Annotated in this window: 29 protein-coding genes and 5 pseudogenes; 27 read left to right on the top strand and 7 right to left on the bottom strand. The window is 33.6% G+C overall.

The features are described 5' to 3' along the window. Window positions 1-212: 212 nt before the first annotated feature. Entirely contained in the window at window positions 213-878 is a 666-nt protein-coding gene (locus tag HNP81_RS14160) for a DUF3885 domain-containing protein (RefSeq protein ID WP_182503066.1), read from the top strand. A gap of 82 nt (window positions 879-960) precedes the next feature. Next, window positions 961-1,383, top strand: coding sequence for a hypothetical protein (locus tag HNP81_RS14155; RefSeq protein WP_182503065.1), 423 nt, complete (start codon window positions 961-963; stop codon window positions 1,381-1,383). A gap of 237 nt (window positions 1,384-1,620) precedes the next feature. Here the strand turns inward: HNP81_RS14155 and HNP81_RS14150 are convergent, their stop codons facing one another. Then, window positions 1,621-2,415 carry an HAD family hydrolase gene (locus tag HNP81_RS14150; protein ID WP_182503064.1) on the bottom strand — a complete coding sequence of 265 codons (795 nt, stop codon included), beginning with the start codon at window positions 2,413-2,415 and terminating at the stop codon, window positions 1,621-1,623. A gap of 1,367 nt (window positions 2,416-3,782) precedes the next feature. On the opposite strand from HNP81_RS14150, the gene HNP81_RS14145 reads away from it, so the two are divergent. Both HNP81_RS14145 and HNP81_RS14140 read left to right on the top strand, forming a co-directional pair. Then, window positions 3,783-4,214, top strand: coding sequence for a universal stress protein (locus HNP81_RS14145; RefSeq protein ID WP_028390785.1), 432 nt, complete (start codon window positions 3,783-3,785; stop codon window positions 4,212-4,214). Between the two features lie 496 nt (window positions 4,215-4,710). Next, window positions 4,711-5,064 carry a hypothetical protein gene (locus HNP81_RS14140; protein ID WP_182503063.1) on the top strand — a complete coding sequence of 118 codons (354 nt, stop codon included), beginning with the start codon at window positions 4,711-4,713 and terminating at the stop codon, window positions 5,062-5,064. Between the two features lie 588 nt (window positions 5,065-5,652). On the opposite strand, the gene HNP81_RS14135 is transcribed toward HNP81_RS14140, so the two are convergent. Beyond that, a complete protein-coding gene (locus tag HNP81_RS14135) occupies window positions 5,653-6,198 on the bottom strand; it encodes a hypothetical protein (protein ID WP_182503062.1) in 546 nt (181 codons plus the stop codon). 180 nt (window positions 6,199-6,378) lie between these two features. On the opposite strand from HNP81_RS14135, the gene HNP81_RS14130 reads away from it, so the two are divergent. Continuing rightward, window positions 6,379-6,705 carry a hypothetical protein gene (locus HNP81_RS14130; protein ID WP_028390788.1) on the top strand — a complete coding sequence of 109 codons (327 nt, stop codon included), beginning with the start codon at window positions 6,379-6,381 and terminating at the stop codon, window positions 6,703-6,705. Window positions 6,706-6,967: 262 nt separating this feature from the next. On the opposite strand, the gene HNP81_RS14125 is transcribed toward HNP81_RS14130, so the two are convergent. Further along, the gene (locus tag HNP81_RS14125) at window positions 6,968-7,213 is read right to left on the bottom strand and encodes an IclR family transcriptional regulator domain-containing protein (protein WP_182503061.1); all 246 of its coding nucleotides are present in this window, start codon (window positions 7,211-7,213) and stop codon (window positions 6,968-6,970) included. 346 nt (window positions 7,214-7,559) lie between these two features. On the opposite strand from HNP81_RS14125, the gene HNP81_RS24330 reads away from it, so the two are divergent. From HNP81_RS24330 to HNP81_RS14090, 8 genes and pseudogenes are all read left to right on the top strand, one after another. Next, window positions 7,560-7,883, top strand: a complete 324-nt coding sequence (locus HNP81_RS24330) for a lyase family protein (RefSeq protein WP_182503060.1) — start codon at window positions 7,560-7,562, stop codon at window positions 7,881-7,883. A 53-nt stretch (window positions 7,884-7,936) separates the two neighbouring features. Further along, complete coding sequence (locus HNP81_RS24325; RefSeq protein ID WP_312859684.1) at window positions 7,937-8,179, top strand: lyase family protein; 243 nt, start codon at window positions 7,937-7,939, stop codon at window positions 8,177-8,179. Window positions 8,180-8,319: 140 nt separating this feature from the next. After that, the gene (locus HNP81_RS14110) at window positions 8,320-9,441 is read left to right on the top strand and encodes a glycerol dehydrogenase (protein ID WP_182503084.1); all 1,122 of its coding nucleotides are present in this window, start codon (window positions 8,320-8,322) and stop codon (window positions 9,439-9,441) included. A 94-nt stretch (window positions 9,442-9,535) separates the two neighbouring features. After that, window positions 9,536-9,613 (top strand): annotated as a pseudogene (locus tag HNP81_RS14105) (3-ketoacyl-ACP reductase); the annotation flags it as partial. Window positions 9,614-9,615: 2 nt separating this feature from the next. After that, window positions 9,616-9,840: pseudogene (locus HNP81_RS24450) on the top strand (hypothetical protein); the annotation flags it as partial. An 18-nt stretch (window positions 9,841-9,858) separates the two neighbouring features. Further along, window positions 9,859-10,047, top strand: a pseudogene (locus HNP81_RS24695) (colicin E5-related ribonuclease); the annotation flags it as partial. Between the two features lie 11 nt (window positions 10,048-10,058). Further along, entirely contained in the window at window positions 10,059-10,565 is a 507-nt protein-coding gene (locus HNP81_RS14095; RefSeq protein WP_182503058.1) for a hypothetical protein, read from the top strand. A 210-nt stretch (window positions 10,566-10,775) separates the two neighbouring features. Continuing rightward, the gene (locus HNP81_RS14090; RefSeq protein ID WP_182503057.1) at window positions 10,776-11,009 is read left to right on the top strand and encodes a DUF1871 family protein; all 234 of its coding nucleotides are present in this window, start codon (window positions 10,776-10,778) and stop codon (window positions 11,007-11,009) included. Window positions 11,010-11,211: 202 nt separating this feature from the next. Here HNP81_RS14090 and HNP81_RS14085 read toward each other — a convergent pair whose 3' ends face one another. Then, the gene (locus HNP81_RS14085) at window positions 11,212-11,970 is read right to left on the bottom strand and encodes a hypothetical protein (RefSeq protein WP_028390793.1); all 759 of its coding nucleotides are present in this window, start codon (window positions 11,968-11,970) and stop codon (window positions 11,212-11,214) included. A gap of 828 nt (window positions 11,971-12,798) precedes the next feature. Between HNP81_RS14085 and HNP81_RS14080 the strand changes: the two genes are divergently transcribed. The 4 genes from HNP81_RS14080 (at window position 12,799) to HNP81_RS14065 (ending at window position 15,115) form a co-directional block, all read left to right on the top strand. Continuing rightward, window positions 12,799-13,146 (top strand): hypothetical protein, encoded by a 348-nt coding sequence (locus HNP81_RS14080; RefSeq protein ID WP_152534706.1) that lies wholly within the window; start codon window positions 12,799-12,801, stop codon window positions 13,144-13,146. A 52-nt stretch (window positions 13,147-13,198) separates the two neighbouring features. Continuing rightward, window positions 13,199-13,627, top strand: coding sequence for a hypothetical protein (locus tag HNP81_RS14075; RefSeq protein ID WP_182503056.1), 429 nt, complete (start codon window positions 13,199-13,201; stop codon window positions 13,625-13,627). Window positions 13,628-14,116: 489 nt separating this feature from the next. Then, a complete protein-coding gene (locus HNP81_RS14070) occupies window positions 14,117-14,533 on the top strand; it encodes a helix-turn-helix domain-containing protein (protein WP_182503055.1) in 417 nt (138 codons plus the stop codon). A 201-nt stretch (window positions 14,534-14,734) separates the two neighbouring features. Beyond that, entirely contained in the window at window positions 14,735-15,115 is a 381-nt protein-coding gene (locus HNP81_RS14065) for a hypothetical protein (protein WP_182503054.1), read from the top strand. 356 nt (window positions 15,116-15,471) lie between these two features. Here HNP81_RS14065 and HNP81_RS14060 read toward each other — a convergent pair whose 3' ends face one another. Then, the gene (locus HNP81_RS14060) at window positions 15,472-16,371 is read right to left on the bottom strand and encodes a PdaC/SigV domain-containing protein (RefSeq protein ID WP_182503053.1); all 900 of its coding nucleotides are present in this window, start codon (window positions 16,369-16,371) and stop codon (window positions 15,472-15,474) included. A 364-nt stretch (window positions 16,372-16,735) separates the two neighbouring features. Here HNP81_RS14060 and HNP81_RS14055 point away from each other — a divergent pair, with 364 nt between their 5' ends. From HNP81_RS14055 to HNP81_RS14025, 6 genes and pseudogenes are all read left to right on the top strand, one after another. Beyond that, entirely contained in the window at window positions 16,736-17,065 is a 330-nt protein-coding gene (locus tag HNP81_RS14055; protein ID WP_182503083.1) for a phage tail family protein, read from the top strand. Next, a pseudogene (locus HNP81_RS24690) lies at window positions 16,956-17,558 on the top strand (phage tail protein). Before HNP81_RS14055 ends, HNP81_RS24690 begins: the two are co-directional and overlap by 110 nt. After that, window positions 17,527-17,853 (top strand): hypothetical protein, encoded by a 327-nt coding sequence (locus HNP81_RS14040; RefSeq protein ID WP_182503050.1) that lies wholly within the window; start codon window positions 17,527-17,529, stop codon window positions 17,851-17,853. The pseudogene HNP81_RS24690 and the gene HNP81_RS14040 overlap by 32 nt, the downstream one beginning before the upstream one ends. Before the next feature lie 792 nt (window positions 17,854-18,645). After that, window positions 18,646-18,834, top strand: a complete 189-nt coding sequence (locus tag HNP81_RS14035) for a hypothetical protein (RefSeq protein WP_182503049.1) — start codon at window positions 18,646-18,648, stop codon at window positions 18,832-18,834. 504 nt (window positions 18,835-19,338) lie between these two features. Continuing rightward, window positions 19,339-19,521, top strand: a complete 183-nt coding sequence (locus HNP81_RS24685; RefSeq protein WP_182503082.1) for a YolD-like family protein — start codon at window positions 19,339-19,341, stop codon at window positions 19,519-19,521. Next, window positions 19,518-19,733: a hypothetical protein gene (locus tag HNP81_RS14025; RefSeq protein WP_182503048.1), complete on the top strand. Its 216-nt coding sequence runs from the start codon at window positions 19,518-19,520 to the stop codon at window positions 19,731-19,733. The genes HNP81_RS24685 and HNP81_RS14025 overlap by 4 nt, the downstream gene beginning before the upstream one ends. Window positions 19,734-20,016: 283 nt before the next feature. On the opposite strand, the pseudogene HNP81_RS14020 reads toward HNP81_RS14025, so the two are convergent. After that, window positions 20,017-20,553 (bottom strand): annotated as a pseudogene (locus HNP81_RS14020) (DUF3900 domain-containing protein); the annotation flags it as partial. A 58-nt stretch (window positions 20,554-20,611) separates the two neighbouring features. Beyond that, window positions 20,612-21,742 carry a site-specific integrase gene (locus HNP81_RS14015; protein ID WP_182503046.1) on the bottom strand — a complete coding sequence of 377 codons (1,131 nt, stop codon included), beginning with the start codon at window positions 21,740-21,742 and terminating at the stop codon, window positions 20,612-20,614. 623 nt (window positions 21,743-22,365) lie between these two features. Here HNP81_RS14015 and HNP81_RS14010 point away from each other — a divergent pair. The 4 genes from HNP81_RS14010 (at window position 22,366) to HNP81_RS13995 (ending at window position 25,179) form a co-directional block, all read left to right on the top strand. Then, window positions 22,366-23,184 (top strand): HNH endonuclease, encoded by an 819-nt coding sequence (locus HNP81_RS14010; protein WP_182503045.1) that lies wholly within the window; start codon window positions 22,366-22,368, stop codon window positions 23,182-23,184. 116 nt (window positions 23,185-23,300) lie between these two features. Continuing rightward, a complete protein-coding gene (locus HNP81_RS14005) occupies window positions 23,301-24,071 on the top strand; it encodes a GIY-YIG nuclease family protein (RefSeq protein ID WP_182503044.1) in 771 nt (256 codons plus the stop codon). A gap of 282 nt (window positions 24,072-24,353) precedes the next feature. Further along, window positions 24,354-24,923 carry a recombinase family protein gene (locus HNP81_RS14000; RefSeq protein WP_182503043.1) on the top strand — a complete coding sequence of 190 codons (570 nt, stop codon included), beginning with the start codon at window positions 24,354-24,356 and terminating at the stop codon, window positions 24,921-24,923. A 76-nt stretch (window positions 24,924-24,999) separates the two neighbouring features. Next, entirely contained in the window at window positions 25,000-25,179 is a 180-nt protein-coding gene (locus tag HNP81_RS13995; RefSeq protein WP_182503042.1) for a hypothetical protein, read from the top strand. Window positions 25,180-25,747: the final 568 nt, after the last annotated feature.

Raw genomic sequence — 25,747 nt, 5'->3', positions numbered from 1 at the left:
CTCTCCCAGCCGTAGAATCAGTATTGACGGTTCTAAACCATTTTCATTCTCTGTGGTGAAGCGCTGATTTTTGCGCTTCATGGATGGCTAACGGGTCAGGTTAGTTTAAGATGAAATGCTATAATTATTATCACGTCAACTATTTATGTATATAAATCCAAATCTTTTTCGGATATCTTGAATTCGATGTAAACGAAAGCGAGAATGAGTAAATGAACATAATGGACTATCTTAATGGAAGGTTTCCAACTGTCGAATTAGTCCCAAGCATTTATTATCAATGGGACATCGGCATCCACTTTTCACTTGGTGGGGAAATCTATCAATTCAAAGAAAATGATGACCTCAATCTTGAACGATTTCGTCTAGTATATAAGCAAACCTCCACAATTTTTAATGAATTGTTTGAGCAAAACGACGACTTGTTCTTTGTAACGAATGTATATAAGCACAAAACAAAAGAGAAACGTACAAAAAAACTGAAGGTATACCAACCGTTTCTGAAGTGTAAAAATAATTTGAATCGGATTCAGGTGAAGACTTACCCTTATCCCTTCGAGTTGGACGAAGCAGAAGAATTTGAGATGCAACAATTTTCCTTGCTATGTAAAAGAGAAGACATACGTGTAAATGAATTACTTAAGGCAGCGAGTAATGAGGATTTTCCATTGAAACCAAAGTTTGGGAGATACGCCATTGATTATCCTGATGTTTTCTTTGTGAACATCACAAAAGACATTATTTTCTTTGTTTACGACGACCGAGGGTGCGAAGTCATAGCACGTGAAGCAGACCAGATACGTCCACTTTATGAGAAATACTATGATTGGGTACAAGAAGTTGATAGAAAAAGGATTGAAAAAGGGTTAGGTGAATGAGAATAAAAAATGACCAAAGTTTCATCTAATTTCTCTTGTTGAACTAACGGGGTGCATTACTTATTGAAGCGAGGTAATAAAAGTGACAAATTCATGTGAAGGTTTTTTGGATATTATCGGTTTAGAACAAAATACAAGAGAAAAAGCTAAATTAATGGTGTTAATTGAAAATCCTTCAGGAGAACCTAACAAAGAAATTTTGTTTAACATATTTGATTTTATAAAAAAAGTATATGGAACGGAAAAGTGTACTATTCTCTGGTGGGATGGTCAAATCAAGCCGTCCACAAAAATAATAAGTGTAGAAGACATTGAGTTCTTGCAGAATTTGTGGTCAAGGATTGCGGGCAATTATCTTGTATTTTTACCAGTTCAATTTGATGTAAAACAAATTACTCAAAAGGATGAAGAAGAGTTTATTGGATTAAGTTTAATTACATATTCCCATTTGATATTAAAGTCACCAGATGCATATGAAGTATTATATTTAACCATGAATAAATGAGATGTATTAAACTGATTTTATTGAACTAACAGGTGCATAACTTCAATAAGAAGTAATGCTTTTTTACTACACCAGCTAATAGAGGTTATTTTTTTATTGCATTAAAGGGTGCGAATATTGATAATTGAGAGTAATCGGCAATTACGAAACAGTTGATACTGTTAAAAACCAACATAAATGAAAATGTTCAAATAAAGATACACTATCTGATGATAGAAAAGTTATTTTAAAATAACTCTAAATCACTGAATTATATGATTTATGAAGATAAGTTTCTATAAACTCAGCCAATCCATCATTTTCGTGGTGTCCTGTAACAAAATCAGCTGCTGCTTTAACCTCCTCGCTAGCGTTCTCCATTGCCACGCCAGTACCGACATGACGAAGCATCTCTATATCATTGGGTCCGTCTCCAATGGCTACGACTTCGCTTGGACTAATTCGAAATGCGTGAAGTAAGTTTTTTATAGCAGACCATTTGGAAACATTAGGAGCAACCATTTCAAACCCGTCATTCCAATTGATGACCTCTGCTTCCTTTTTAAACAAAGAGGATAACTCAGGTGTTGGTGCACCTGTTCGAACACTATATTTAAGAACATCTTGATAATATGCCTGTCTTAAATCTCCAATATAACGTGGCGGAATTTGCCCAACTTTTGTCCAATAATCGATTTCTTCATTTGTTTCCTTACAATAAAGCCCATTTGCTGTATGGATAATAACATTATAAGAATTTTCAGCGGTCAGCTGGTGGAATCGTTCTTCGTTCAGTCGGACGGTTTTCATTTGCATAGCTCTTCCTGTTTCTGCATCGTGAATAGCGGCACCATTCAAACAGATCATTGGAGTTTGTAATCCAATTTCTTTATGGTAGGGAGCGGTTACTTCATAGTGTCGACCAGTAGCTAGAAAAACCTTGACTCCCTGATTAATGAGCCTATTAATGGCTTCCATATTTCGGCTGGAAATGTTGTTTGAGGCCTTTAGTAGTGTACCATCCATATCAATAAATATTGCACGCACAATCATTTATACTGCCTCCTCATCGTTGGTAAACCAATCATATCATCTGACTATTAAAGTCTTGTAAACTCAGTGTACAGATTTAATAAAGTTTATTGGGAGGTAAGGGACGGTTCTATGCAGGTAAAAATATTATTCCATTAACGGGTGCTAAAATAAAACTTAGATTTTTATACGACGACATAATGGCGGCTTTTGTTATGAGACAACAAAATTTTCAGCATGATTGTGAAGCATTGTACTTAAAGTAACGGGTGCTTGTGCGGCCGAGCCTAGGTCGTATCATATAGCGGGTGGGATTCCCGTCGAGAAAGAACTAGCCATTCACTCGTAGCGAGTCTTGGAGGGCTAATGGTAACATTAGCCTTTAAGCGTAGACAGTTAGGTGGCGGGCCGAAAGCCAAATGGTTGAAGGGATTGAGCTCCATAATGTTAGTAAATCGAGAGGGCTGATGCCTTAAGCACAGCAGAAATCTACATTTTATCCATCGTTAAAGGCAAGAAGGATAAAACCTCTCTGGAGTCAGAGACCTTGGCACGTCACACATTGATATGATACGGCAACTCGGGAAGACCCTACCGGTCTTTTCTTTGAGTATGGTGTACAAGCGATAATAAGCAAGGAAGCCAAATGCCGTTGTAGGGAGTCGGATAGCAGCGTAGTACCAATGAAGTTGGGTAATGCCGATGGAGGAAAGGCTGCTACCAAGTTATCACCCTTACTAGGGACACATTTACTACACGCAGAGGTAGGGATAATAAATGGAAACAAAACTATTAAGGATAGCAGAATTAGCAAAATCTGAACGGAAGAGATTAGCTATATTTTGTGAATGGTGACTAGGAGGAACCGTGTGCGTAAATAGCGCAAGCACGGTTCTGTGAGGGGGGAGGAACACAATCTACCGCTAGGTAGAGAGGTTCCCTTCTACTCGACTAGTTCCACAAGGAAATAAACAACTTTATTATCTGCTTTAATTTCAGAAGTAAAGCTGAACTTAATCTTTTTAAAGAACTTTAAAAGGAGATACTACAATTTAAGTAGTGTCTCCTTTTACGTTTTTATAAGTGAATTTTAATGACTTTATTATTCCTATTCAAATGATTCATATCTTGTAGCTTGAAAAATATAGCTATTATTCTTCTCTTTTTATCCCAATGTATGTAATAATCACAGCCAGCTATATCGTTGATAAAAGGGGACAAGGTATCATAGATCGTTTTAACATGTTTCGGAAGTTTCGAACCCTTATTTCTTAAAAAGAATTCTTCTCTATAACATTTAAAAAATATTCTAAATTTTTAAATAATTATAAACGAAATATGGTATATAATAAGAGAAGTATATAACTGTTTTTAGGAGGATGAAAGATATGTTAAATGTTTGCTCAAAAATTTTGGTTCCGTATGATAATTCTGAATTAAGCAAGAAGGCATTGGATACGGCCATAGCACTAGCAAAACATGAGGAAAATATCGAATTGAATGTTATCACTGTCATTGATGTACATGGTACCATCTATTACTACGGTAATGGCGATCCCGTTACTGAAGCTCAACTTGAAGCAGCAAAAGAATCACTCAGTGAAGTAGAACGAAAATTAAAAGCCCTGCCAAACAAGACAGAAACATTCATAGTGGAGGGAAGACCTGCTAATACTATCGTGGATTTCGTTAAGCAGGACAATGCCGATCTTGTTGTTATGGGAAGTCGTGGATTAAGTGGATTGAAAGAAATGTTTCTAGGAAGTGTCAGTCATTATGTTGTGCAACATTCCACATGCCCAGTATATATTGTTAAATAGTACTACTTCTTTTTATTGTTCATTAGTTTATCCCCTTTCATATTAATACAGTAATTACACAAGATTTCGCATATTTTAAAGTACTAGAAAAGGATCTTCGAATGAAGATCCTTTTCTAGTACCAATAAAAATGATTATGTAAACTCCTCTTAAAATAAAATAAGAGGAGTTTTTTAATCTAGTTTATTAGGTGTAGCGTCAGGAAAATGCGGATTTACAACGTTAAGAAAGTTTCAAACTAATAAAAAAGGTCAATCCCCTGTAGAACTGAAATCCAGAATCGTTTCCATACCCCTGGTAGTCCTCTTAAAAAGTAATTATATACAATATAAAGAATATTTGTAAAATATAAACAAATACGCTAATATAATGATGAAAATGTATATTTAAATACATTAGATAATGAATTCTTGACCGAGCAGGAATTTATTAATTTACTTGAATCCTTCGAATACGTAAACAACTAAGTTGAAATCCAACAAAGAGGGTGATAAACATGAAGAAATTCACATCGAGTATTATCTTTTTAGTTACTATAGTGTGTATTCTATCAGGATGTTTTAAACCTACTGATAAGGATTTGGCTTCAGTAAAAGGTACTTACTCTATATATTCTGTTGGGGACTATGAAGTGGATGTTAAATTGGAAGAAGATCTAGGATTAGTTAATTATATTCATAGCATAACTTTAGAAAAAGACTATGAATATGCAAAAGAAGTTGTCCCCTATTTGAAAATAGATAAATCAAAATACAATTATTTTGTGTTTGATAGTAAGGGATTGATATACGAAACAACAGACTATGGAAAATTATTGCGATTCTTAAAAGACAATCCAAACCCAAAATAATTAATTATAATATTTGTTTTGAGTTAACAGTAGTATAGTAAGACATGTGAAACTTACTATACTACTGTTTTTGTTATTGAACTCCAACACGCAATATCTAAAATATGAAAAGATATACCAGCGTCCTCCTCAGAGAAGGACGTTTTTTAGTTAGAGGGACCCTTCGTTAACCTAATTGGGTGTTTTTGCACAACGCCCCGAAAAGGTTTAATAAGCTGTATCCCTTGAGCCACTTGAGTTTAGGGCAAGTCTTTCAAAAAGTGTGCTTTATGACAAGCCTAATATCCATTGAATTCATTATGTCAAAAAGCCTGTATTCAAGTTATGCAATATTTCGTTTGATAGAGGGACTTTTTGACATATGGACATTAGGAAGGTTCCCTTAACGTTGTCATATCAATGAATTCTTACGTTCTACATCCCTTAGCGTTGTTAATCCGCGTTTCGCTGGCGGTACCTCCTATTAGGCTAATGGGTGACATCGGTTCAAGAAGAAGACCCTTTTGGTGATCTTTTCAATGTACTGAAATAAAAAAAGGTTTCCAACCCAAGATGGAAGCCTTCTCGCAATGTCCCCTTCGTTTTACTTCATCCAAAAAACTTTGATAGAAACCCTTTCTGCTCTTTCTTTTGACTGCTTAGTTGAGCCTCAATTAACTGTAATTTATCTTCTAATTCTGTTCTTTTATGAGCTTCTTCCTGTTTTTGTTCCTGTATATAAACATTAAAAGTATCTTTTAAATTTTTATCTGAGCTAATTAAATCTTTAACCAATCCTTTTAAAGCTTCATTATCCTCCTGGAGCGTATTTAATCTGTTATCTTCAAGCGATTTTGTTTTATTTTGTTTTTCTATTAATTGAGATAAACGATTTATTTCTTGCTGCATCTGACGGAACTCATTGCCTATTTGCATAAACATTTCATTAGCGCCACTTTGTTCAAAGGCCTGTCCAAGCAACAAAGCCATTTCGTTCTCTTTTTCTTTTTGCTCCTTATCCGTTTGCAACTGATGATATAAGTTTTCCTTAATTAGCTCTTCTTTCACATCATCAAACGTGACATTTCCTCCACGATTGAAAACTTCAATGATCTTTTCGATCTTTGGAAACTCAGTATGTAATTTATAAAACATACAAAACCACATAAAAGAGTCAGTAAAAAAATATTAAGAGCTTGTTTTATCAATCTTTCAAAACAGACTCAATTCTATGATCGTTTATCAAGCAATATTAGATCTAGTTTCCAAGGGAATTTGGGTGGGTTTTAATGGTAATACTAATAAATATTATTAAGGATAAATAGGAGTGAAACCATGCCACAAAAACCTTCTAAGTCTACCGAAGAGTTAAATACGGAAAAAAATGTTCAAATACCAAATAATAATCAGCAAGATAAGGATGCAATTGATAACTTAACACGTATGTTAGCATCCCTATTGAACTATCTATCAGATGAAGAAAACGAAGAGTTAGATATTGATTACATTATTGATGATACGGAGGGTCTTCGAGAATGGTGGAATCAATATAAGGAGAGTAACCGGAAATTGATTGAAGAAGAAATCAGAGAATCTCTTGGTAAACTATCTATTGAAGCCCTTCACAAGATCCATGAACAAGTAAAAGAAAAACAGGATTAATTGTTATGAAGCTAAAATATGAGAAGCGGAAATTTTTTTGTAGCTCGTCATATATTTTGTGATGGATAAAAAATTGATAATATTATTAGAAGTGAGGTGGGACAGGATGAGTACTAAAGTGGTACCAAAAGATGGGGTTCCTATTTAATTAGGACCGCATTCGCTAACAAATACAATAAGATTATTTTTCATATCTACAATCGGAGCTGAAATCCCATTTTCACTTTCATCCAGTTCTTCTAAGGCAATTTCAAACCCGCGTTTACGTAATAGTCTTTGGAGTACATTGTTCTAACGGGCGGTGGAGTAAATTTTCTAATTCACTCTTAGGAAGATATCCTAAGAAAATCATTCCGTTAGAAGTACAATGGAGCGGAAGTATAGCATCAACATAATCAACTAAACGAACGCTTTGTTGGGGATCAATTTGATCAATGGTAAGGGTGTTGTTATGTTTAGGTACACTCAAAAAAACTGTTTCTTGAGTTGTATCCCTCAATCTTTCCATACTTGCACGGGCCCTCCGAATAAGAGGACCATAATTTCAGAACAATTAATAAATTTCGGAATTTTCTGTTTGACTGAACCGATAATCGTGTATATAATCGGTGTATATTCTTATTGTGAACACAATATTCGCATTATGAACATATCTCACTAAAAGAAAAAGATTTAACTTTTACGTTTAAGCAGGGTAAGGAGGGGGCTTGTATAGATAAATATGAGTTTAAGGCCAGGAAGATGCAAAACAAATGTACGCGATCATTAAGGCTTGTGATGAAGTCATAACTGATATTGATCCTAGACAATTCCCTGTTGATTAATAGCATGGAGGTGTCGGGATAGGAACAAATATGAATGTAAATAAGGTTATTGCTAATTTTGCTAATAAAGTACTCATGGAAACAGGAGAAAACGACCTGAACATTCATCCCGTAGATAATGTAAACGCTTCACAATCCGCTTTAGATGTCTGTCACACCGCAACCCGGATTGGGATTATTCTAAGTTTTAAACCATTATCTAAAGGAATTGTCAATCTTATAGAAGCAGTGGAGGTCAAGGTAGAAGAATTTATGCCGATTTCAACCATTTCTCGTACATGTTTACAAGATAGTATGAGAATTCGGCTTTGCGATACATTTAGTGCTTATGCAGCTATGCTCAAGGACGATTAGGTTCACTAGAACAGGCCATTGAAGATCTTTCCCGTATAAACTTAGGTGGAACGGTGATTGGTTCAGGTATTGGTGCACCTGAAAAGTATCGGAAAGTAGTAGTTGAGAAACTAGGTTATGTTACCGGTCTGCAACTTTCTCTCCGTGAAAACTTGTTTGATGCTGCACAGAATTTTGATGACTTGGCTAAAGTATCTAGTGAATTACGATTACTTGCTTCTTGCTTAATCAAGTTTGCAAAAGATTTACGGTTATTATCATCAGGTCCGGAAGCTGGGTTCCCCTATAGAGAGTGAAAAAGAATTAAATATTGTAGACATTTAAAGAGCACATGTTGATGTTTAGCTTTGAAACATAGTCAAGGACTAAGGTTTTTAAACTATATATCCATCTGCTTTTTCTCAGGAAAGTATAAGAGGGAGTGATTCATGTGGTTATGGTTACACATCCTGTCAGAGGATATGGTTCACCTAATAAATACGTTCAAGGAAAAGGATTGTTACATTCTTTAACTGAATACACTGGCAGATTCGGAGAGAAAGTCATTGCATTGGTCGATTCCTTCTTTTTTGAGGAGTATGAAGTGATTTTAAATAATTTATATAAAAAAGCAGGCTATGAAATTAATGTTGTTCGCTTTAATGGTGAAGTAACAGAAAATGAAATAAAAAGAGTGACAGACATAGCAAATCTTGAACATGCAGAAGTGATTGTGGGCATTGGTGGCGGAAAGACTTTAGACGTGGCTAAAGGAGTTGCCGCTGATGCGAAACTATCATTGATTATTATGCCTACAACAGCTTCTACAGATGCGCCTTGCAGCGCTCTTTCTGTAATTTATAAAGAAAATGGGCAGCATAGTGATGCAAGATGGTATGATAGGAATCCAGATCTCGTTTTGGTTGATTTAGATATTGTGATTAATGCTCCGGTCAGGTATCTTGTTTCTGGTATGGCTGATGCATTAGCCACCTATTATGAAGCTAGAGCAAATGAATGGTCTGATAGTAGCAATTACATATTTATGAATAAAGACGGGAGCGGGTGCAGAAGAACAAGATTAGCTATGATTATCGCTAAATCATGCTATAGAATCCTTATGGAAGATGGGCTGAAGGCTAAACAAGCTGCAGAGTCTAAAATTTGTACAAAGGCATTTGAAGACGTAGTAGAAGTAAACACGCTCTTGTCCGGATTAGGTTTTGAAAATACTGGTGTTGCCGGAGCTCATGCCATTGCTAACGGTTTAACAGCGTTGAAAGAAAGTCATAAATCGCTTCATGGAGAGAAAGTTGGATTCGGGATTATATGTCAATTGATAATGGAGAATAGGCCTTTGAGTGAAATTGAGGAAGTTGTGAATTTTTGTTTAAAGATAGGGCTGCCGCTTACATTGGAGAGTCTAGGGATTGAACCTACAGAAGAAAATATAAGCATCATTGCCCAAAATTCAACAAAATCAAATTTGTTATGTGAACCAATCCTGGTAACAGAAGATTTAATTTACGATACCATCATTCAAGCAAATGAATATGTAAAATCATTTGAAATTTCGTAAATGTTTAATAAAAAAAACCAAATTTCTTATTACAATGTGCCCTATTAAGTAGACACCAAAAAAAGTCTACCAATAGGGTACTTTTTTGTATAATTACGGTGCTTACGTAGCAAGTAAAGCGGCGGTTGAATCAATGATAATGATATTGGCTCGCGAATTGCGTGGTAAAGATTTCTTGACTCCTTTATTAATAATTTTAAAAAATTTGGAGTTAAGCCAAAAAAGGGAGAAATACTGGAAAATGTTAAAGAAGTCGTAATTCAATTAAATGAATTAAATGACAAATACGGTTACTTTATTCAGACAATGGAGAGAGAAGAACTATATGAATTTATTACTGAAGCTGCCCGTATAGCTGGTTTAGAAGTCGAAGGAGACATAACCGAAGAATGGAGATAGTGGTAACGTGGTTGGACAAATGAAAGCATAGCAAAAGTGATAAATAAACCATATAAGACGGCTAGTGCGGTAAACAAATATACAAAAAAAGTTTACTATAAAGATAATATACACTATGTAGCAGTAGATAATGGTACTGGGAAGGTAATACAAGTTTCTGATTTAACTATATCAAATTGGAGATTTGATCCTGATTTTTCGAAATAGGTGGTGATGTAATGATAATAAAAAAAGAAGGCAAAATTAATGAAATAATCTATGAATATACAACAATTAATAGCGGTAAATCCAGATTATATCCAACAATTACTGATTTAAACGGTATTTTAGAAAAGATAATTGAATCCAAATCAACGACAGAATATATAAGAATTAATCCATTTTATATTAATGAAAAGATTAATATGCAGATAGAATTCGAAGAATTTATGTTTTATTTGGAATGTAGGGAACAGTTCGATAAAAAAGCACTAAAAGACCATATTTTAGATTGCTTAGATGCACATTATCCAACTGTGTCTACAGAGCAATTTGAGATGGGTAAAATACTGTATCCTCTATGTCAACACAACGATGTAAAGAGTTATAAGCTCTCGCTAGAAAAATATCGTGATTATTTAGGTACGCTTTTACCGAGGTTATTTGATTATGCTAAAAGAAAAATGCAATTAAAAGACGATGACTTAGCATTTGGATATTTTTGTTTTGAAGTTCATAGTGGATAATATTTGAACCTTGATAGGCTATTTGACTTTCAAGGTTCAAATATTAAAAAGTGTAATGGAAACAATAATTTTATGTATGTAACAAAAGATGAAGTAGCTATCTTTAATAAAAAAGGTGTCCTACAAACGGCGTACGGAAAAGACCAATATAAAAAACCAATAGAAATGCTATTAATCAATTTTATGGAAAATAAAAGGAGTTACTAAGCTATGAGTAAGACAAAACGAATAATAAATAAGTGGGATCCTATGAAACTTCTTTTGCATGCACCAGATGATGAGTATGAAGAAGAAATATTACTAATTAATGACGTCTTAGCTCTAACTAGTGATGTTAATCAAGTGGCAAATGAAATTAAAGCTGCTTTTATAAAAATGTTTGGTTATGACTTTAAAAGAAGTTATAACGATTGTTTAGAAATAGCAAAAAAAATATTAGATTAATTAAAAACCTTGATTGGCTATTCATGCCTTTCAAGGTTTCTTTTTTTGTTGGTGGGGCTATCGCATTTATTTCCCCTAAAACGGACAGCATAAATCCGTCCGTTTTAGGAGAAAAACCAATATTATTTTTGACAGTTGATGTTTTTTATACCTATTATTTCTTGCCTTGCGAAGGATCACTGTAATAAACTTGTGGATCTTACTAATCCACTTCTTTCCAACCACCTGCAAATCCATCTTTATCTATCCATGAATAAACATTTACTGTGTGGCTCAAAAAATTAAAATCATAAAACCCGAAAAACGTTGCACGAACTTCAAATGGTTGATTACCCACTGCTCTATCATTTTGTTTAAATGTGCTAGATACTCCATCAAAAACCGATACAAACGGATAGATATTTTTTGATCCACCTGTAGCATTATCAGGAGTAATATCACCATCTTTAATAGTCGCAAATAATGTTACATAATATCTACTTACTTCAATATCATTTATTTTTACTGTTGTTTCATATTTGTAATAATATGATCCGTCAGGCACCGATTGCAAAGAATTTATTTTCTGTCCGTTCATATTTTCTATTGAAGAGGTAACTAGAAGATATCCTCCATCCTCACCAATAGGGATTTTTTTGTTTTCTGGTAATGATTCTATGTCATTTAATTTATTAAAAAAATCTTTAGCTGTCTTTGAAGAAAGAGTTGCCTTAAGAAATTTGTTTTTCTCACCTTGATTTAACTTGTTGAATTTTTCTAATTGTTCTTTCGCAAAATCATCCTCTTCAGCATTAGCTTCCCACCAAGCCATATAATGTTTTTTCAAAACACCAAATGCAGGAACACCATTGTTTTCATTGTCCTCTTTTTCCGCATTAACAATTCCACTAGATGATACGAACATTGTAATAACTAGCAAAAAAGTTAACAGTGAAGATCTGACAAAATTAAATTTTTTCAAAACAATCCCTCCTATTTTCATTTTTTTACATATATATAATATAATGTAAAATATTTGGTTGAAAGGGTCTGAATAATCAAATAAATATTGTTTTACTTATTTTATTAATTAAAATACATTAAGAAAGACCCAGCTTATCTCTCTATTTTCATTTGCATGGCTTATCCCACTCGCACCGAAAATTCCTGTGATTTCCCTTTCATAACCAAGAATCTCGCGATTGTGGAAAAAGATTTTAAAACGATTATATTGTTTTATCTTTTTGTATAGTGAAGTTTTTCACATGGGAAATTAAACAACTATATTTTTACCCCCGTCCTAGATTTAGAACGGGGGTATGCTTGTTTGAACTTTTAAAATTAAATAACTTTTTTGTCAGTTTACATTTGTGTTAGGGATAAACGATTGGATAGGAACTGTTCCGTTATGAACGGGCAATCATGGAGACTACATATAATGGGTTAACCTTAACTACTATTGGTTGCCCTTTATGGGTAGCTTTTTTTGTGGTCTACATAAGGTTTATGTAGAATTTATATTAATAAATTGAGAGCAGGATCAGTGAAGAATGGACCTATTAAAAGGGTAAATTGACTCTTTGGGTGCATTATCAGCATATTTGTTGGGTTAAATCAGGAGAATTGTTCTTTCGTGTATTTACATCGGATGATACTTCAAAAGCCTCCATTTGGAGTGCGTCAAATGGTTTAAGGAACTGTTGCAGATACGCTGAATGGGTATAATTATGCTAATAATAACCCAGTGATGTTTGTTGATCCCGATGGAACGTTTGCTCAGATCTTAGTGGGCGCTGTGTTAGGCGCGTTTGTGAATGCGGTAATTTATTATGCTAACTTAGTTTTTAAATATGGCTTTAAGAATTACAAAAAGCATATCTCTGGAAGAGCTCTTACTATAACAATGCTTAGAGGAGCGGTTGCAGGGTCAATTGGTATAGTGAGATACTGGCAAAAAATAGGAGTATTTGATAAGGTTGGTGTTCTAATTATGAGCTTTCAACTAGCTCCTGCAGCATATTTTTTCAGTAATTTAGGTGGAAAGTACAGTAGACGTGGCTTTATAGAAAATCAATTTTTATCTCTTTTCAGTCCGAATAAAAGCATTATATATGGTACTATTGTGAAAACTTTAGAGAGAAGTTATTCAGGAAGATGATTTCTTTTACTGTTATAATAGCAAATGAGTAATCAGTAAAGGAGAGTATAAAATGAAAGAAACAATTCTCAAGTTGGCAGAATTACTCAATAATATCCATGATTTTATTCAAATCTACGTTAGCAATCATTTAAATCTAGGTTTAAATGATAAAGATTTACATTTTTGGATTATGGGTATTATTGGGATCTTGATATTTCTTTTTGTGCTAGTTGTATCAAAATTTATTTCTAAACTGCCTTTTGGAATTACAATACTATCATTCATATATAGTTTCACGATTATGATCGTTTTAGTTTTTGCCATTGAAATACAACAAGCCCTTACCAAAAGAGGAAATATGGAATTTCAAGATGCTGTTGTGGGATTATGGGGATTCGTTGTATTTTTTATAGGTTTTGTGATAATTTCATCAATATTTTTACTAATTAAAAGGTTAATAAATAGTTTTACTGATAAAGATTCTATTAGAAAAAGTTAATCTTTAATATTTATAATGAGAAATATCACCCATTTCGGGTGCTTTTATTTGTAATCTTGTTTAACTATATAAGGACAATAGGGGAGATGACACGGATACCTTTATTAAGCTATTCAAATGATCATTTGGCTATCTAAGTTTGATTTTTTTCCTTCAAACATAGATAGCCAACTTTGCATCTGAGCAAGTTATCTCTCCACGCTGCCAATTGGGCAGGGGAGAGATAATCAAGTTTGAATAATAATACAATGGAACCAAGATTGTTAGCGGTAATATGTTTACATTAATTTATAAACTCTGAAACTCGAAGAAAGAAAAACTAAATACGTATAAAAGGAAATATTAAAAGATAATATTTCCATCGTTAGAAAAAGATTCAGGTGATAAAATATTAATCGAGAGGTATGCCACATGTATAAAAAATCATTCTTAAATTTCATTTTTTAAAGTATGTCTTGTCTTTTTAATATTTCTAGGAGGATATCAGAATTGCGCAAAGAAAAAGTTTCAGCCATCATTGGAGAATCACATAAACTTATGAATCAAGTTGTAACTGATACTGCTAGTATCCTTTCAAATGCTAATTTTGTCTATAAAATTGATGAGTTATTGAATGAGAGAAACATAACTCAAAAGGACCTTGCGTCGATGACGGGTATGAGGGTAGGTACTATTTCTCAATTGGTCAACGGTAAGACAGGTGTTAGTCTCAATAAAACTCAGCTAATTGCTCTTATGGTGGCACTGAGAGTTACTAAGTTATCGGATATTGTTGATTTAGAATTGCCACAGGATGTCTTGTTGAAATTTCAAAAACAGCAAGCTGAATGGTTATTGGATAAAGAAATGCCTATTGAGCTCAAAGAGATGCATAGAAATAATATATTAAAAGCAAACAATTTATAATGAGTTAACAGTTATTTACAAACATAAAAGTAAGGAATGATGCTTCAGAGCCAATTCCTGTTGTTATAGAAAATATACAACCGACCATTAATAATCAACATAAGGTTAAATTTAAAGGTGAGTTACAAAAAATCAATCTTACAACTTATGACGGATCAGGAGAAGTTTGTCATCATTTTGTGGTCTATCTTCCAGTAGGTTTTGCAGGATATAAATATTGGATGGCGATTACTCCTTATCCTAATGGCAATAATCAGCATGAAAATCCATCTATCTATTGTTCACACGACGGCAAAAACTAGAATTGTACCTGTTGGATTAACAAATCCTGTTACAACTGCTCCTGGAAAAGGATATAACAGTGACCCAACGTTAACCTATGACCGTCAAGCTAAGCAATTGGTTTGTTATTATCGCCCTGTAATAAGTGGTTCATCAAAACTTGTTAAAAAGACAACGCGTGATGGAAAAACCTGGTCAGAAGAGATTGAATGTCCAATAGTAGGAGCGTCAGCGGCCTCCCTTTCGCCACAAGTTTTTAAAGTAAAAACAAATAAATTTATAGCAATCGGTCAATACTGAGGAGCGTTTGCCTACACTGAATCGAGTGACGGAACGACTTTCAAGTTGATTTCGCAATCATCACTCCCAAGGCAAGGTGGTTTATGGCATATCGGAGCTATGAAACTTGAAAGTGGATATATTTACTCGGTATTTGTTGATAATCCAGTTGATTTAGTTCATGGAACAAACTTGGTTTTGGGGTCGAGTAGTGGACAAGGTATTCCCTCGGTCGGTGAAAACTGTCTATTAGTTTAATCAGAGATTAGCAATTAGCTAGTCTCTTTTCCTTTGTCTCCTCCCTTGGATATCCGACTGAATAAATTCACAGCTTAATAGAAAACAGACCCAACATCAATAATTAGGTCTGTTCAATCTTACTTATAAACGGTATACGGAATATTTACTTTAGGATGGCCATAAGCATATGCAGCTACCTCATACTCTTGGAAAACTAATCGAATTCCACCATCAGCATATACAAACTGAGTATCTCTAGTAATATCGAAATCACTCAGAGAACCAACAAAAAAGTTTTCGTTACTGACCATTGTTTTATAAGCATGTCTTTTAACTTTTAAATAGTTGTCTCTCTTTTTTAGTACATCATGGATAACTATACGATTCCCAGTACTAAGACTGAAGTTATAAGTAGTAGCAACTGTACTTCCATGAGCACCGCCCATGTATCTGTAATCATACATGATAATGCTTAGAGTGTTGTTTTTATTGTAAGCAATTTCATACGAAGTCAGATACTCCCATTGGAATACGAAGTCAGGATAAGTCCCATCATCTTCTAACTTCCACTCTTCTAAATCTGCTAACATTAATTGTTTGTATTTTATTGAATTTTTAATGTGATTTCGAAGAATATTATTAATCTTATCTTGAACTGACTTTGTCGATAATCCAGAAATTTGTGGATAAACTAATTCTTTATCTGCTTGAACCGTTGTTTTCCCTACTTTAGCTATAATTGTTTTAGCTGCATCAAACTTTAGGGATTTAGTCGTAACATAGGCTTTTTTCTTGTTGTATTTAACTTCAGACCAACCTGACTTAGTTTTAGAAAAAATGGTGATATTGTCACCCTTTTTCAAGTATCCAACCACTTTATACTTTGTCCCTGCACCATTTCTGATTTCAAGTTTGTTCACAATAACCGTAGCTTTTGAAGTGGATGCAGCTTCTACTGAATTAGTAGCAAAAGATAATGAGATTAATAATGCTATTGCTATAGAAAATAACAATGAGGCTTTAAATATCCTTTTCATTCAAATTACCTCCTATATAGTGAAATCTATATTAGTATATAGGAAAATAAATGAAAAAAATAGGTTAAATTAGGAAATGCGTTGGGGGGATTGTAACGGAATTAATTAATATTGATTAATTACACAAGTCCAATAAGGGATCTTTTATTATACCGAAAGGAGGCGATGCTATTGCTTGTAGTTAAAAATCTAGCAGGGGATAAAGAATTATTATCGAACATAAAAAATTGTGAAATAAACGAAGAGGTAAACGGAGATTTTTCAAATTCATTTCCCTCTATTTTTTCTGCCAATAATGCTCACTCGTATCCACTAGGAAGAAAGCACAGTCGAATTAGATGGACACGAATTTAGAGTTAAAAATATGACAGAGATCCGAAATCAAAAGTCAGTTGCAGCGCAACATGTCTATTTGGATCTAATCGAACATCAAGTTTATGGGATTATTGGTGGTACAAGGAATGCAAATGATATTTTTTCTTTCGTGTTATCGGGTACCGGTTGGACTTTCGAATCTGTTGATGTAACGGATTATGCATTATTCGCTAATTTCAGTGAAAATAATGTTCTTTCATTAAATTGGGATGCTTGTTCTAAACTTGAATGTGAAATTAAGATTATGCCTAATATGCACATCAAGATTTATAAGAAAAATTGGCATGGAGACGGATCATCAATTTACGTACAAACATAATGACAAAACACTCATAAAAACAGTGGATACTACCAATCTATGTACAGTAATAAAAGGTTTTGGTGGTAATGGATTAGAGGTAACGTGCAGATCGTCTATGGTAGAGGTATACGGAAAACGTCACGCAGAACCTGTCAGAGATGATCGTTACACGATTACTGAATCTATGATTTAACGAATTAAACAAGAGTTGAATGATGTTCTAGAGATCAGGTTTGAATTAGAAGTAACCCAGCTTGGGTTTGATGTTGGTTTAGGTGATCTGCAATGGACCATATACGAGCCAATGAATATTGACTTTAAAACAAGGGTGATCGCTCGAAAATGGTATCCTTTTAGCAATAAAAGTCCTGTTGTCACTCTAGGTAATAAAAAGCGTAACTATACAGATGTGCTTACAGTAGCTCGAATTGAAATTGATGAGAATAAAAAAGAATACCGATCAAAGTTTGAGCAGACAAATGAAAATATTAACATGCAGGTTGAGACTTGACGGCGAAGTAGAAGAGGCTATATCGCAAATAGACGTGAGGGCAGAAGGTGTTTTAATTGAATCTAAAGCTGACACGGATACTGGCATAGATGAAGCTTATAATTATTTTGACGGTCAAATTGAATCTGTAGAGGCATCCATAAACGTAGTTGCCGGAACAGTGGCTCTTAAAGCTTCTGTAAATTATGTAGATGGTCAGGTTGGAGCCGTTAATTCAAACATTAGCGGGCTTGATTCCAGGATTCAAAGTGCTGAGGGGGGCATTAAGTGTTCAGGCAGGGCTGATATCCTCTAAAGTGAGTCTATCAGATTTTAATGGTAATATAGTTGCATCTTTGATAAATCAAACAGCCACATCAGTTTTAATTGAAGCTGAAAATATTAGGTTAAATTGATACTCAAAATTAAAGATGAGTATAGCATTCCTTGCAACATTAACTATTGTAATGGGGTAGATACTCTACTATTCCCATCTTAATCTTTGGCTTATACTTAAGAATAAATTAGGAAGTGAAAAGGTGTATTCCAAAGATACCTTCAACAACAAAGGTTTTAGCCGTTTTACCTATTATTTGGTAATGGTGGAAGCCTTTTTTCGTTTTTTACTTATTGCAATTAATCTTCCCATTTAATCAATTCATCGACACTTATACCTAACTCTTTAGCCATGATAGTTGCCTGATATAAATTAGGTTGAGATTTATTATTTCTCCACTTCGAAAATGTTTGTTCAGTCACTCTACATCATAGCTAGTGTTCTATTCCTCAACCCTTTTTAATCCATCCAATAATCGATTCTGTTTTCAAAATCATATTTAGATCACTTCCTCGTATTACCTATTCTTCAAATCAAAGTTAAATCCTTTAACGTAATAATTCAAAAAGTTTAAAAATAAAATTAAAGAAAGTAATCTTTAATAGAGAAACAATTAGGATTGCAATTAGTATACTTTAACATCACTTTAATTTACTAATTATTAAAAATAATCGGAATTAGGGCTAGAGAAAGCATACGCTGCTATGGTATCATAATAGTGTCGACATAAAAATACAAAATCCAACAATATAATTAAAGGAGTAAAGTAACATGAAGAAATACATAATCAAAGATAATAACTCAAGTCAAATCACAGGGAAGCAAGTATTTCTCAAAGCGGATAACACACAAACTTTGAACTTCGACTATGCTCACATTTATCCTGAAGTAGAAGCAATCAATATAAAAGAACATGATGATAACTTGGAATTGATTGAAGTTAACGTAGTAGTTGTTTAAGGAGTTAGATTTATACAAAATTTATCGACTTGCTAATTCAAATTATGAAGATATGAAACAAGCTAATTTATATCTTGAATACACTTCATATCTTCATAAAACGACTTTATAAAATTATTTAAAAAAAGGGGAGAAGCGTTTGAAGGAGTTTAAAGGGAATTTAGGCAGGATAATAGAACGCCTGTAAACAAAAAGAGTTCTTCTATAATCCTCGATTTCCCAAAAGAAAGGTAGGCTTCAAGTGGTATTTTCCGGTTGAAAAAACAAAAGAGATTTTATTAATGTGGCTAGATGAACATAAATGATTAACTATGACTACTTTCAAAGTGGTCTTTTATATTGTATAAAATAGAACACTTGTTCTATAATGAGGTTTTCTAAGGAGATGATCTTATGACTATTCGTGATAGAGGAACAATTAAATGGATTTCCATCATGCTTACTGAACATGTAAAAATGCTTCAGGACTACTTTTATGATGAAATTGAGCGGATTTAGAACCCTATATTAGATGAATATCAATGGCAAGAATTCGACGAGAAAATCCACTACGCCATGACACTTACTTTGCCCATTAAATTAACAGTGTGGGAGGGTGGTTATTTCAAGAATTATATGGGAATAGTGCATAGAGTCTGTCAAGATTCTTTTTCAAATCACGTTGAATCATCTAAACAGGAAAATTGAACCAACAAGAATCTATTAATCTTTCTAAAACTAGCAACATAAAAGATAACAAACGTACTGAAACACTATCTGCTGAAATTACTAGTGATAGAGTACCGCAAGATTTTAAAGATTTAGCATCAATCCAGTTCAAAGATGCGAGAACAATTGAAAAGTTATGGTCAAAGGTTAACAAGGCAGCCTATCCATTTTGTTTTGATAATGATATATGAAAATTCAAGTAGGAGTTGTAAGTCTTAGACAATTGATTAGGGCATTGAAGGTTAAGAATGTGAAGGACAAGTTTGGATACTTATATGGTGTGCTGGTGAATATTTTGAGGATATCACTGAGGATGGGTTTAGTTTAGTGGGATCGATTGATGTGACACTGGGAGTCACAAATAAAAAAAGCAGTCGCAAAGACCGCTATAAATCAGGATATGCACAGGTATTAGTTGTGACACTAGAGTAACAAATCATCATATTTTTGTGTGACTCGTTTAAAAATCTCCACTTATTCCTTCTGCCTGATCCGCTCCAATATCGACATGACATCTTCTGGTTTATGAAATTCAATCGGTGAGACGCCTTTTTCAAACACAATCGACTCTGCATCCACAAGCAAAACATACCGTCCGTTAATTTTCCCTAAATGGACATTTTCGCCGAAATCGGAAAGCAATCCTTTCACAGAAGTATTGCCAAGCGTCATTCGCATTTCTGCATCAGGCGTATGTTCAACAATTTGTGCTGTGGCTTCAATCACTTGATGCGTATCGAGACGCTCTTGAATCTCCCGTTTTTCACTTGCTTCCCAAACTTCCATTGCCTGTTCAAATTGCTGCAACTCTTCGCTGTTATCAGCGTATGTTTCTTGAACATGCTCATGCACCATATTCATGACTTGTGCTTTCATAATTTCTGGCATTGATTCACCATAATCAACGAATTTCAAGAAGTCTTCGAAATAACGAGCATGTGATGCTTGATGGATTTTTAGTTCGCCAGTTTCAACCATTCCTTCTTCAGGCATGTAGGGGTGAAGGTAGCTGAAACATTGATATGACTGCATTTAAGGCAATGTCGATGTGTAGCGGTCACTAATTTGGTCACATTCCAATGATTTTATCTAATTTATCTGATACAGATTTCTGCATGTCTGGAAGAACGTGGCTATATGTGTTAAGTGTTGTTTCAATATCTGAGTGACCTAGCCGTTCCGAGATAAGCTTCACATTTACATTTTGTTGAATCAAGATAGTAGCATGAGTATGTCTAAGGTCGTGAAAACGAATCTTAGGTAAGCCGACCTTCTCTACTAAATTATAGAACTCTTTGCGGAAGTTTCTCGGTATCATGGGTTTACCGGCCCTTGTACAAACAACTAAATCGTTGTCATAGTAACTTTGCCCATGAGTCAACTTTTCCTGTAAGACATGTTTCCTGTAAGTCCTTAACTCGTCTACTAATTTACTAGGGATGTGTATGGAACGGACGCTCGCTTCATTCTTTGCACCCGATTTTATTTCAGCATTTTGTGTTAATGTTTGCCGAACAAATATTGTCTGTGTTTCAAAATCTACATCTTTCCAACGCATACCTAAAATCTCTCCTTGTCTCATTCCTGTAAAGATAGAAATTAGAAATCCGATGTAACAGCGAGTCAACCTATTAACATTACTAGCTTCGCTGATGAAATGATTGACTTGTTTGAGCGACCAAATACTCATTTCTCTTTTCTTAATCTTCGGAAGAGTGATTCCATCAGTAGGGTTTTGCTTTATTAGTTTCAAAACTTTTGCTTTTTTTAATGAAGCACTAACAATTCGGAAAATTAGATGGATGGTGTTTGCTGAATAGCTCGTGTCGTTTACTAATTCATTGATAAACTTTTGAATTTGTATTGGTGCAATCTGCTGTACTTTTAACTGACCCAGTTTTGGTTTTATGACATTTCTATAATAGATAAAATGAATTTCAAAAGTAGTCTTTTGTAGTGTATTCTTCCTTTCTTGAAACCACTCCTCCATATAGCGTTCGTAAGTCATTTTTGTCAGGTCTAGGAACTCGTCTTCTAATACTTCTGCTCTTAGCTTTGTCATTTCATCAAGGGCATGACGTTTTGATTCAAATCCTCGTCTTCTGATTTGTTTCCGTTTACCAGTCATGGGGTCTATGCCACCATTAAATATAAAATCCCATTTTCCTGTTTGTTTATTTTTATTGATACTACCTGTCACAGTAAGAACAACCTCCTTGGAAGTTACCCTTAGTCTGTGAAGGTTTCCTTACCTATATTTTACCATGAAATGTAGGGTTGTTGACCATTATGATAAAAACGACACGTAGGTATTTGTAGATGGAAACAGAGCATATCAATAAGCAACATAACAAATATTCTCCTGTGAGGAAGTATTTATCATAAGGTTAAGAGACAAAGTCATTTTCTCACGAATTACTATATAATATAGTGGGTGTGTTTATTTAGATGGGCTACCATATCACCATTACGAAGGAAGTGTGAGTGTATAAAGAGGGGAGCAGTTCCGCACCCGCAAGGTGATATATAATAAGTACGAGTTTTCTAATTTTCTAAAAAGACAAGAAGAAAAGATACTTAAGAATTTGTGGAAAGTTAATATATTTGTAGTTACAAACAATTCAGGTAAAAGTAGAAAAAGATATGTATTCGCTAATAATCAAGCAGAATCAAAAGTTGAGATATTAATATATGTTTATAAATAGCCGTGAAAAAATTAGTTTTTGAGGTTAAAGTTTAGTTATCCGGTTATATGTTGATTATACAAAAACTGTTATAATTTGGTGCATATAATAACTATTCAAATTATAAGGAGAATTGGGAATGACTCTTAAAGAAGAACATTTAGCTCTAACTTCAGGATTAAGTCTAGCAGGAATAGCAGTAGATTACTTTTATCGGGATGTAGCTCAAAGTTCATTTTTCGAATATAGAGATGAAATTATTGAAAGTGTATTAAAGCCTAATAAAACAACTGCTGTACATTATTATTTAGCTGATATACAGTATAGATTAAAAGGGATAAAAAGTATATTTGAGGACTTAGATGATATGTCAGAAGGATATAACCTAATGGTAAGAATGTTAAAAGATGCAAAATTGTATCCTAATACTAATATACAAAGTCCTGATTTTGAACAATGTGATGATAACAATGGACATTTTGATTGTAAGTGTAAGCCAATAATAGAAACATGGATTGAATATATATCTGATAATTTAGATAAAGTAAATGAACTAATTATACATTCAGCATTTCAGTTTATTTTCCAAGACAGAAAATTTTTGCATGATTTTCATGTGGAATTGGCTGATTTTATTGAAGGTGAAATAGATAATATTAAAGAGAAGTATCCTCAGTTTGTTACTTCTAAAGATAGATTGAAACGTCAATATTTTCCTGAATGGTTAAAATCAGCGGTTTTTTATAGAGATAAAGGAACGTGTACTATTTGTCGACGTGATTTGTCTAATTTAATAAGAAATCAAAATCAAATACATATTGACCATATAGTGCCACTAAATATCTTTGGAAGTAATGACGCTTCAAATATGCAGTTACTTTGTGAAAAATGTAATACTACAAAAGGTGACCGAAACACTGATACTAGTTCAGTAAATGTTCCTTTTTGGAATGAATAAGTTTCTAAAAAAATAAAAATAAAGTAGTAGGAATACTTTATTTTTATTTTTTATTCTAATATAAATTTGTAATGATAAATTGGGGATAATTTCCATTTTAAGGAGAATTTAATTATATGTCGACAACCAAGGTCAATGGAAAAATTGAAATACAAGTCTCGGGAAACTTTATGAATAATTTGAATAAGGAGCAATCAGCAAATATTAAAACACTTTCATTCGATTTCTCACAGCATGAAGATGTATATCCATGGAGTAAGTCTGTTCATTTAGGCCTACCTAAACGGATTGGTTTTTACTTTGTTAAAGATAATAATGACAAGGTTATTTATGTAGGTTTAGCCAACGGTCAAAAGGGTTTATTCGAAAGGCATAGTAAACATGAAAAAAAACATCTATTTGAATTATTTAACGCTAAAGAACTCCTGGTCTTCTTTTGTGACGATTTAGCAAAAGATGACCCTGGAAAAATTGCTGTTTTAGAAAGATATTTTATATATACTCTTGAACCAGTATTAAACAATGATATCAAACTATCCAAGTCTACTAACAGTTTTGTGATAGAGATGATGACTGAAAAGATAGATAAAATGCTAAGTACAAGAAAACTTCCTACTGAAATCTATGACAGAATTGAAGAACTCCAACAAGAGTTGATAGAATTAAAAGAAGCAGAAATCCTTATTAGAGAAAAATATCATGAGCTATTGAAAAAGGTCTCTTTTGAAACTGTGCAACTTTCTGAAAAAGAAAAACATATAGGTATGCATAAAAAGTGTGATTATTATAAGGAAGCACATGAAAAGTCAAGGAAAGATTTAGAACAGTTTGCTACAGAAGGAAATGTAATTGAGATAAATGGTGCTTATATGTTGTGGAATAAGTAACTTTATTTTAAGCGCCCTTATGGAGGGTGTTTTAAAATTTTCTTTAGAATAATGTTTTTAAAAGTATACTTTTGAGACTGTAAAAAAACAGTCCTTTTTTACGTTTATTAAGGTGATATAGTTAATTTAAAAACGTTTTTAAATCTATAAGATAATTATAAACTTCTTATTATTAAAATGGTGTCACATCCTAATAGTATTGACACCATTTTTGTGATGTAGTAAAATCAAGGTATTGAATGGTGACAAAACATAGTGACATAAATTAGAGGGGAAAATGACATGAAATATGGATATGCAAGGGTATCCACAGTGGCACAAGATTTAACAGTACAAAATGAAGAACTCAAAAAAGAAGAATGCGAAGTCATCTTTGAAGAGAAGTTTACAGGTACAAAAACAGATAGACCGCAGTTTAAGAAGTTACTCAGGGAAATGCAAGCGGGTGATACTTTGGTGGTGACAAAATTAGACCGCCTTGCTCGTAATACTAAGGAAGGTATTGAGATAATCGAGAGCCTATTCCAAAAGGATGTAAAGGTTCATGTGTTGAATGTAGGGTTATTGGAAAACACTACAATTGGGAGATTTTTCTTACAAACGCTTCTTGCAGTAGCTGAGATGGAAAGAAATCTAATAGTTGAACGTACTCAAGAAGGAAAAGTAATTGCAAAACAGCGAGACGATTTTCGTGAAGGTAGACCAAGAAAACATTCTAAGCAACAAGTACAACATGCCTTAAAGCTTCTTGAAAATCATACATACAAGGAAGTTGAAGCGCTGACTGGTATCACGAAGAGAACTCTGATTAGAAGAAAGAATGAACAAGAAGTAAAGGATAGAGAATGTTAAAATGGTTTTACCTTAATAAATAAAAATGGTAGAATTTTACGTATAATACTATAAATAAAAGTAGGTGAAAGGTATAATGGATGAGTTTAAAAAAGCGTTAGACGAAGCAATTGCAGCATGGATTAAATTAAGCGATGAATGGGAAAAAGTTGAAACAACGCATTCAGATAAACTTGCAGAAAAGTATCCGTTTGATAAAGATTTTAGAGAAGTAATATCAGATTTAAAAGAATGGAAAGAAGAACTAACAAAATAGTTATATATAAATTGGGATTCCATACAGGAATCCTTTTTTTCTTTGGGTTTTCAATTTTTAAAGGAAGGATTTATCTTTAGTATGGGGGTGTATTTCAACATTTTGGAGTTACCTCGTTACTGATAATGGGTGTAGTAGGTGGACTTAAACACCATAGATTTTTAATACTTCCGATACAAGTACTATAAAAAATCGAATAACCCTACCTTTACCACATTGCAAATAGTCATTGAAAATGAATACTTCAAGTAGTTGAATTTCAGTAGAGCTAAACAGAGAATATAGTTCCCTTGCAATGGGTTTTCCTTATACATGGAGGGAAACTTATTTGTATTTTTAGCAGATAGGAAAAGAAAGTTGAACAGTACACCATAGATTTTCAAAGAGAAAACTCACTATTAAGTAAGTGCGTTTCTTTAGCAGGGGAACCATATCACCATTTCAAGGGAAAGGTTATTCAATAAAGTTAGTAGCGCTGCAATCCTCGCAATCTAACCTTTTTCTCCTCATTAGATTTTTCTTCACTTGCGGTTGAAACTACGTTTTCCCGCTCCTTCCTATATATTCT

This window comes from Peribacillus huizhouensis, assembly GCF_014138605.1.
Taxonomy (GTDB): domain Bacteria; phylum Bacillota; class Bacilli; order Bacillales; family DSM-1321; genus Peribacillus; species Peribacillus huizhouensis.
Note: the sequence above shows the minus strand (reverse complement) of the source record. Positions and strands in the feature narration are given on the sequence as shown.

Excerpts from the sequence above, each read along its gene's own strand:
- HNP81_RS14160 (WP_182503066.1), top strand. The coding sequence starts at position 213 with ATGAACATAATGGACTATCTTAATGGAAGGTTTCCAACTGTCGAATTA.
- HNP81_RS14150 (WP_182503064.1), bottom strand. The coding sequence starts at position 2,415 with ATGATTGTGCGTGCAATATTTATTGATATGGATGGTACACTACTAAAG.
- HNP81_RS14145 (WP_028390785.1), top strand. The coding sequence starts at position 3,783 with ATGTTAAATGTTTGCTCAAAAATTTTGGTTCCGTATGATAATTCTGAA.
- HNP81_RS14140 (WP_182503063.1), top strand. The coding sequence starts at position 4,711 with ATGAAGAAATTCACATCGAGTATTATCTTTTTAGTTACTATAGTGTGT.
- HNP81_RS14135 (WP_182503062.1), bottom strand. The coding sequence starts at position 6,198 with ATGTTTTATAAATTACATACTGAGTTTCCAAAGATCGAAAAGATCATT.
- HNP81_RS14130 (WP_028390788.1), top strand. The coding sequence starts at position 6,379 with ATGCCACAAAAACCTTCTAAGTCTACCGAAGAGTTAAATACGGAAAAA.
- HNP81_RS14125 (WP_182503061.1), bottom strand. The coding sequence starts at position 7,213 with ATGGAAAGATTGAGGGATACAACTCAAGAAACAGTTTTTTTGAGTGTA.
- HNP81_RS24330 (WP_182503060.1), top strand. The coding sequence starts at position 7,560 with ATGAATGTAAATAAGGTTATTGCTAATTTTGCTAATAAAGTACTCATG.
- HNP81_RS14110 (WP_182503084.1), top strand. The coding sequence starts at position 8,320 with ATGGTTACACATCCTGTCAGAGGATATGGTTCACCTAATAAATACGTT.
- HNP81_RS14095 (WP_182503058.1), top strand. The coding sequence starts at position 10,059 with ATGATAATAAAAAAAGAAGGCAAAATTAATGAAATAATCTATGAATAT.
- HNP81_RS14090 (WP_182503057.1), top strand. The coding sequence starts at position 10,776 with ATGAGTAAGACAAAACGAATAATAAATAAGTGGGATCCTATGAAACTT.
- HNP81_RS14075 (WP_182503056.1), top strand. The coding sequence starts at position 13,199 with ATGAAAGAAACAATTCTCAAGTTGGCAGAATTACTCAATAATATCCAT.
- HNP81_RS14060 (WP_182503053.1), bottom strand. The coding sequence starts at position 16,371 with ATGAAAAGGATATTTAAAGCCTCATTGTTATTTTCTATAGCAATAGCA.
- HNP81_RS14055 (WP_182503083.1), top strand. The coding sequence starts at position 16,736 with ATGACAGAGATCCGAAATCAAAAGTCAGTTGCAGCGCAACATGTCTAT.
- HNP81_RS14040 (WP_182503050.1), top strand. The coding sequence starts at position 17,527 with ATGAAAATATTAACATGCAGGTTGAGACTTGACGGCGAAGTAGAAGAG.
- HNP81_RS14035 (WP_182503049.1), top strand. The coding sequence starts at position 18,646 with ATGAAGAAATACATAATCAAAGATAATAACTCAAGTCAAATCACAGGG.
- HNP81_RS14010 (WP_182503045.1), top strand. The coding sequence starts at position 22,366 with ATGACTCTTAAAGAAGAACATTTAGCTCTAACTTCAGGATTAAGTCTA.
- HNP81_RS14005 (WP_182503044.1), top strand. The coding sequence starts at position 23,301 with ATGTCGACAACCAAGGTCAATGGAAAAATTGAAATACAAGTCTCGGGA.
- HNP81_RS14000 (WP_182503043.1), top strand. The coding sequence starts at position 24,354 with ATGAAATATGGATATGCAAGGGTATCCACAGTGGCACAAGATTTAACA.
- HNP81_RS13995 (WP_182503042.1), top strand. The coding sequence starts at position 25,000 with ATGGATGAGTTTAAAAAAGCGTTAGACGAAGCAATTGCAGCATGGATT.